This is a genomic window from Peptoniphilus sp., assembly GCF_034090345.1.
In the GTDB taxonomy this organism is placed as follows: Bacteria; Bacillota; Clostridia; order Tissierellales; family Peptoniphilaceae; genus Peptoniphilus.
The window spans coordinates 1-6,175 of the sequence record NZ_JAXDSS010000042.1; the positions used below are offsets into that span (position 1 = coordinate 1).

The 6,175-nt window shown below is 35.6% G+C and carries 7 protein-coding genes; all 7 read right to left on the bottom strand.

The window, feature by feature from the left end:
• Positions 1-631: SdpI family protein (locus tag SOR77_RS03185; protein ID WP_320635746.1), on the bottom strand; the 631-nt coding region annotated here is incomplete at its 3' end.
• Positions 621-896: an autorepressor SdpR family transcription factor gene (locus SOR77_RS03190; RefSeq protein WP_320635747.1), complete on the bottom strand. Its 276-nt coding sequence runs from the start codon at positions 894-896 to the stop codon at positions 621-623. The genes SOR77_RS03185 and SOR77_RS03190, both read right to left, overlap by 11 nt.
• A 15-nt stretch (positions 897-911) precedes the next feature.
• Positions 912-1,304 carry a DUF3887 domain-containing protein gene (locus tag SOR77_RS03195; RefSeq protein WP_320635748.1) on the bottom strand — a complete coding sequence of 131 codons (393 nt, stop codon included), beginning with the start codon at positions 1,302-1,304 and terminating at the stop codon, positions 912-914.
• 160 nt (positions 1,305-1,464) lie between these two features.
• Positions 1,465-2,817, bottom strand: coding sequence for an adenosylmethionine--8-amino-7-oxononanoate transaminase (gene bioA, locus SOR77_RS03200; RefSeq protein ID WP_320635749.1), 1,353 nt, complete (start codon positions 2,815-2,817; stop codon positions 1,465-1,467).
• A 2-nt stretch (positions 2,818-2,819) separates the two neighbouring features.
• Entirely contained in the window at positions 2,820-3,491 is a 672-nt protein-coding gene (gene bioD / locus SOR77_RS03205) for a dethiobiotin synthase (protein ID WP_320635750.1), read from the bottom strand.
• Positions 3,492-4,040, bottom strand: a complete 549-nt coding sequence (locus SOR77_RS03210; RefSeq protein ID WP_320635751.1) for a biotin transporter BioY — start codon at positions 4,038-4,040, stop codon at positions 3,492-3,494. It abuts the gene before it with no gap.
• Positions 4,041-4,848: 808 nt separating this feature from the next.
• Positions 4,849-6,087, bottom strand: coding sequence for a collagen binding domain-containing protein (locus tag SOR77_RS03215; protein WP_320635752.1), 1,239 nt, complete (start codon positions 6,085-6,087; stop codon positions 4,849-4,851).
• Positions 6,088-6,175 lie beyond the last annotated feature (88 nt).

The window sequence follows — 6,175 nt, forward strand, 5'->3', positions numbered from 1 at the left end:
TTTGCTCTCTTTCATACAACACATAAGAATAAATTGTAGGCACTATTACAGCTAGAATAATCATCCCAAATATAACAAATGCTGAATTTTTTAAAAATATAGCACAAATAAGTCCGAAAATTCCTGATAATACAAAACTAAACCCTGCAACCCTGTGAGTTTTCTCCCAAATATAATCGCTGCTCAACGTCCATTGATTTCTAATTCCCATTGTGTAATTTCTCTTTGCCTTAGGCAAAAAATTGCCCATCACAATAAATAAAATAGATATCATTATAAAGACAATTTTACTTACATCAACCTTTGCTCCCAATCCAATAGTTATAGTTATTACACTGATCACAAGAGTTAAAATCGGAATAATATAAAGAGATACAACATATAGCTTTTCATTTTGATATTTCTTTCGTGGATCCTTATTCAACTGAAAAATCAACAAAGCTTGAACACACGCCATTATCAACGGAAAATTGAATAAAGCACTTGCCTTAGAAGAATACTTATCAGCAGTTCCATCAAACCCAAAATGAGTAGGTAACATATCCGGCATTTTGTTATAAAATACAGCCCCTAAAACCAATGAAACTATTAACAACAAAAAACTAATCACTATGCTCTTTTTATTTCTCATTTTCATCCCCCTTAAATTCAAAAAAATATGCCAAAACCTCTTCAAAAACAGAAGCGTTCATAGAATAAACTCTATAATTCTTATCTTTCTCATCAAAAATCAATCCGGCATCCTTCAAAATCTGAAGATGATAACTTAAAGTTGCATTAGTCATATCAAAATGCTCAGCAATCTCCCCTGCCGTTAAACTATTTTTCTTTAAAAGACTTAAAATCTCTCTTCTATTTTTGTCGGCAAGAGCCTTGAAAGTCTTTTCTAAACTCATGACCACATCTCCTCATTATTTATAATAGAGACCCCCTAATCTATCGTTCTCATCAAAAGTTATAGTAAAAATCATCTTATTATTTTTATAATTAGCCTCTTGCACAACTATAAAATACTCATGATTTTCTTTTTTATCTTCTTTCGATACAACTTCATTTTTCCCAAAAGATTCAAACTCTCCATTTTTAGACAAATCCTGAATGAATTTATCGCACGTCTCGGCATTAAGCGCCTCTTTTATCTCCTCAGTTCCATTTTCTTTAACTTTTTCGAAATCACCTTGATTTAAAAATGTAATTACTTCTTGACCCATTTTTATATATTTATCCGGATTTTCCACTTTCTTTGCAGAACTGCAACCCACCAATAAACATGCCATCATTAAACCAAATAAAATCTTCCTCATACTTACCTCCAAATATTCTTAATTTTAAATACATATGCCAACAACCCCAAATCTATTTAGAATATTATCTAAATAGATAGTACATCCATCAAAATAATTTGTCAATTCTATTTTGAAAATTTTCTAAATAGTTTCACAAAAAATACCCCTAAGGGTATTTCTAAAATTCTAATATATCTCCCACAGCTTTTTTCATTCTCTCTATTGCCAAATCAATTTCAGCTTCACTTATGATAAGCGGAGGATTAAAATATAAAACATTCCCAAGAGGCCTTAAAACCAATCCATACTCAAGCGCTCTCTTATAAATTTGGTAACCAACTCTCAGCTCAGAATCAAAACCTTTTTTCGTTCCTTTATCTTCTACAAGCTCAATCGCATTTATCAAGCCAACATGTCTTATTTCGCCAACGTTTTTGTGATTTAAAAATTCCTCACACAATCTTCTGTGTAAGTACTCAGCAGTGACTTGCGCCTTCTCTATTGTCTTTTCGCTTTCCAAAATATCCAAAACTCCAAGCGCAACAGAACAGCCAAGAGGGTTCCCACTGTAAGTATGAGAATGCATAAATGCTTTTTGATCGTTGTACTCTGCATAAAACGCATTGTAGATTTCATCAGTAGTTATAGTTATCGCCATAGGCATGTAACCGCCGGTAAGTCCCTTTGAAATCGCCATTATATCAGGACTTATTCCGGCATTATCCACCGCAAAAAACTTTCCCGTTCTTCCAAACCCAGTTGCAATCTCATCAGCTATCAACAAAACTCCATACTCATCACATAATTTTCTAAGCTTTGACAAATACTCTGCCGGGTAAATTTTCATCCCGGCTGCGCCTTGTAAAATAGGTTCGACAATTATGCTGCAAGTTTCATCTCCATGCTCTTTAAAAGCCTGTTCAGCTTTTTCAAAACACTCTACACTACAACTGTCCCTATCCTTTCCGTATGGACACCTGTAACAATCCGGAGCTTCTATCCTTATAGTGTCAATTAAAATGGGATTGTACATCTTTGCATATAAATCCAAACTTCCAACGCTAAGGGCCCCGATTGTTTCTCCATGATATCCATCAGAAAGACACATAAATTTTTTCTTGTGCTTGTTTCCGGTTTGATAATGGTATTGAAAACTCATCTTTAACGCACATTCTATCGCTGCAGAGCCATTATCAGAAAAATTAAACTTTTTAAGCCCTTTAGGTAAGTGTTGCATCAACCTTTCACACAACTCTATCGCCGGTCTATGTGTGAAATTAGAAAATATTACGTGTTCAATATTTTCAAGCTGATCTATCAATCTTTGATTTAAAACTTCATTCCTATGCCCTAAGAGATTGCACCACCAAGAACTCACAACATCTATGTAATCCTTTCCCTCTATGTCATATAACATAACCCCCTTGCCACTTTCAATGACAATAGGAGGAAGTTCCTCATAATCTTTCATCTGAGAACAAGGATGCCAAATATACTCTAAATCTTTCCTCTGTAAATTTTCAACGTCCATACTTAAAATAATCCCCTTAAAATACTCTCTTCAATATCCAAATCCGCACTTCCGTACTCTACCTTTGCAATAACAGGAACGCCCGTCAACTCCTCAATCATCTTCAAGTTGTCCCCTTGCATCAAACTTCCGTCATAATTATTTAAAATAATGCCCTTTAACTCCAAACCTTTCTGTTTCATATAATATACAGTTAAAAAAGTATGATTTATAGTTCCAAGGCCCGCATCAGCGATCAACACAGACGGTAAATTCAACTCAGTTATAAAATCTTCAAGCATAAGTGTATTCTCGCCATAACTTATCGGGCAGATAATTCCGCCGCTGCCTTCCATTACAACATAATCATATTTTTCAGATAGTCTTTTATATCCCTCGACAACTTTTCCAAGCTCAACTGCATTCCCTTCAATTTGAGCTGCTAAATGCGGCGAAACTGCAGTTTCATATACATAAGGCACCAAATTTTCAACACTCTCTTCAATACCTGCAATCTCTTTTACATAAGTAGCATCTCCGGGAACTAATTTCCCATCAACCAATTCAGCTCCACTAAGCGCCCCCTTGTAATAAATTGCGTTCATTCCAACTTCCAACATCTTTTTTAACAAAAGCGCAGTTACATAAGTCTTGCCTATGTCAGTGTCCGTTCCTACTATAAATAAACCCTTCATTTAGCGCCCCCCAAGAGCCTTTAAAATCTTTTTGCCTGAAATAGTGGATGCCAGACATAAAAATAAATCCCCGGGAACAGCAAGCAAAAAACAATATAAAATTACATTCTTTACGCTAAATGGCGTTCCAATATAAAAATTGCTTATCATGTAGTAATAAACCATTCCAAATAAATAAACGAAAAATAAATTGATTATAGAAGATATAAAAATGTTCTTTGAAGAATAGCCATTTATCTCTAAATATCTTCCTCCAAGATAAGTTCCAACCACAAAGCCGATCAAATATCCAAAAGTTGGCATCAATATGTATGCAGGTCCACCACCGCCAGTAAAAACCGGTATGCCGATAAGTCCCAATAAAATATAAACCCCAACACTCAACGCTCCAAGTTGTGAACCAAGTATTATCCCCGCCAAATTAGTAAACAAAAATTGTAACGTAAACGGCATATTGGGAACCGGTATTTTTATAAATGCCCCAAGTGCGATAAGCGCAACAAAAAGCGCAACCCTCGTCAAACTCATAGTCTTAATTCTACTTTCCAAACAAATCCCCCTTTACTAAAATAATACTAACAACACGGGTCAATATTGTCAATTTAAAAATATATTCAGTTTACTATTTTCTCTATAATATTTTATTGTTATCTTTTTGACTGACGTAAAGTGATGTCTAACAAAAAATATTATATTCACAACACCTGTAGGGGCGGCACGTATCCACAAAAAAATAAAGAATAAAAACAAAAATAGAAAAATAATAAATATAAATAACAAAAAAGTATAGGCCCGCCCGTCAACACCAACAATTTCCAAAACCGTATGGGCGGCACGTATACAAAATAAAAATAAAGATTTGAAACTAATACAAAAAAATTAAAAATTCAAATAGAAAAACAACAAAGGCCCGCCCGTCAACATAATAAAATGAAATATCAAAAATAATTTAAATTGAAAATAAAAACTTGAATGCATATAATGAGATTGAGGACATACAGATGGTCGCCTAATAAATTTATTAGGAGAAGTGACTATGAAATTTTATCAATAATAATAGAATTTGCAACGCTTATAGCGCTCATCTTAACACTTACAAAAAATAAGTAGTTAAATGCAAAAAAACCACCTGTATCGCTAGTACTGGTGGTTTTAAATTAAACTAACAGCAAGGCGACCGTCTTTAACGGTGTCCTCTTTAAACATATTATAACATAATTCAGTAAATTAACAAATTTAAAATCATATATGCGGGCGGACCTCGCTAAACTCGTGCCGCCCTACATTGTCCCATTCAATACAAACAAAAAAGACAACACCCCCGGAAAAATCCGAGAGCATTGCCCATAAAACATATTTAATTTTCCACCTTCACACTAACCGTATCGTTGTCCTCTCTGACAAGTCTATAGCCAATCGCAGAAAACACCCCTCCGACCAATACCATCAACAAGAGAGTTATATCCCCCGTCTTCGGAATTACAATCGGCGGTTTTTCAGGCGCAATCGGCGGCTCAACAGGCGGATTAGCCGGCGGCACTTCAGGAATTCTCCTATCCCTGATTTCAATCATCTGATTAAAACTACCCTCTTCTATGACAAATCTCACAGAATCGGAAAGAGCAGAATGACCCTTAGGAGGTTGAGTTTCCCATAAGAAATACTCTCCAAAAGGCAAACCGTCAACGGTAAAATAACCCTCAGCAGTTGACTCGACAACATACTCAACATTATTTACCATCACCTTTTCAAAAATATCCCCAACCTTTTTAGTCACCATAAACTTAGCGCCCATCAAAGGAGTTCCGTCCTCAGAAATCTTCTTGAACTTGAAACCACCCTCACCGGCACGATAGTTCACTATCCTAACCTCAGTATTCCTTGAGCTGTTGATTGTGAAATAAGTTTCAGCCTGTCTAATCATATATCCGTTCGGAGCCTTCAACTCCTTAAACATATAATCCCCAACCGGCAAATCAAATAAAACTATCTCCCCATTCACATCAGTAGTCAAAATCTCATTCCTTGACCCACTTGGCGAATAGACATTGCCATTCAAAGGCACCTTCTCAACCCCATCACTCTTTACAAAATAGAGTTCAAACTCAGCCCCTTGAAGCCTTGTCCCATCAGTAGATACCTTTATAAGTTTGGTATTCCCGGGCGGAATGTCAAATCCCCCCTTGGGAATAACCTTAAAATTTTTCTCACTCACGGTGAACACAAACGGATAAACCTTAACCGCACTGTCAGTGATTTCCCTCGCATAATAAGTTCCACTCTCAAGCTCGATATTGATTATCCCGTCTCTATTTGAGTATTCTGTGGAAATAGGAGCCGAATACCTTTTAGTAATCTGCTCATCACTTAAATTTTTTAAATTTTCAGCAATATTCACCTTTTCGTCTTCCAACAAATCAGAAGATACCTTCCAAAGGCTAAGACGTCTGTTTGAAAAATCCAAGCTTTCGCTCTTCCCCCTCAAATCAATAGTCACACTGCTCTTTGCAAAAACATCGTTTGGAAGTACCATGTTAATGATTAGAAGAACAAACACAAATGCCCTTATTAAATTTTTATTTATTTTATTTAACATACGGCCCTCCGTTATTTTAAATTTAAGCCTCTTCCTCTTCATTATTCTTCTTCATCACATAAAAAGCTCCGCCCATAATTGCAAGACC

Coding starts and splice junctions, on each gene's coding strand:
- SOR77_RS03190 (WP_320635747.1), bottom strand. CDS start 896: ATGAGTTTAGAAAAGACTTTCAAGGCTCTTGCCGACAAAAATAGAAGA.
- SOR77_RS03195 (WP_320635748.1), bottom strand. CDS start 1,304: ATGAGGAAGATTTTATTTGGTTTAATGATGGCATGTTTATTGGTGGGT.
- bioA (WP_320635749.1), bottom strand. CDS start 2,817: ATGGACGTTGAAAATTTACAGAGGAAAGATTTAGAGTATATTTGGCAT.
- bioD (WP_320635750.1), bottom strand. CDS start 3,491: ATGAAGGGTTTATTTATAGTAGGAACGGACACTGACATAGGCAAGACT.
- SOR77_RS03215 (WP_320635752.1), bottom strand. CDS start 6,087: ATGTTAAATAAAATAAATAAAAATTTAATAAGGGCATTTGTGTTTGTT.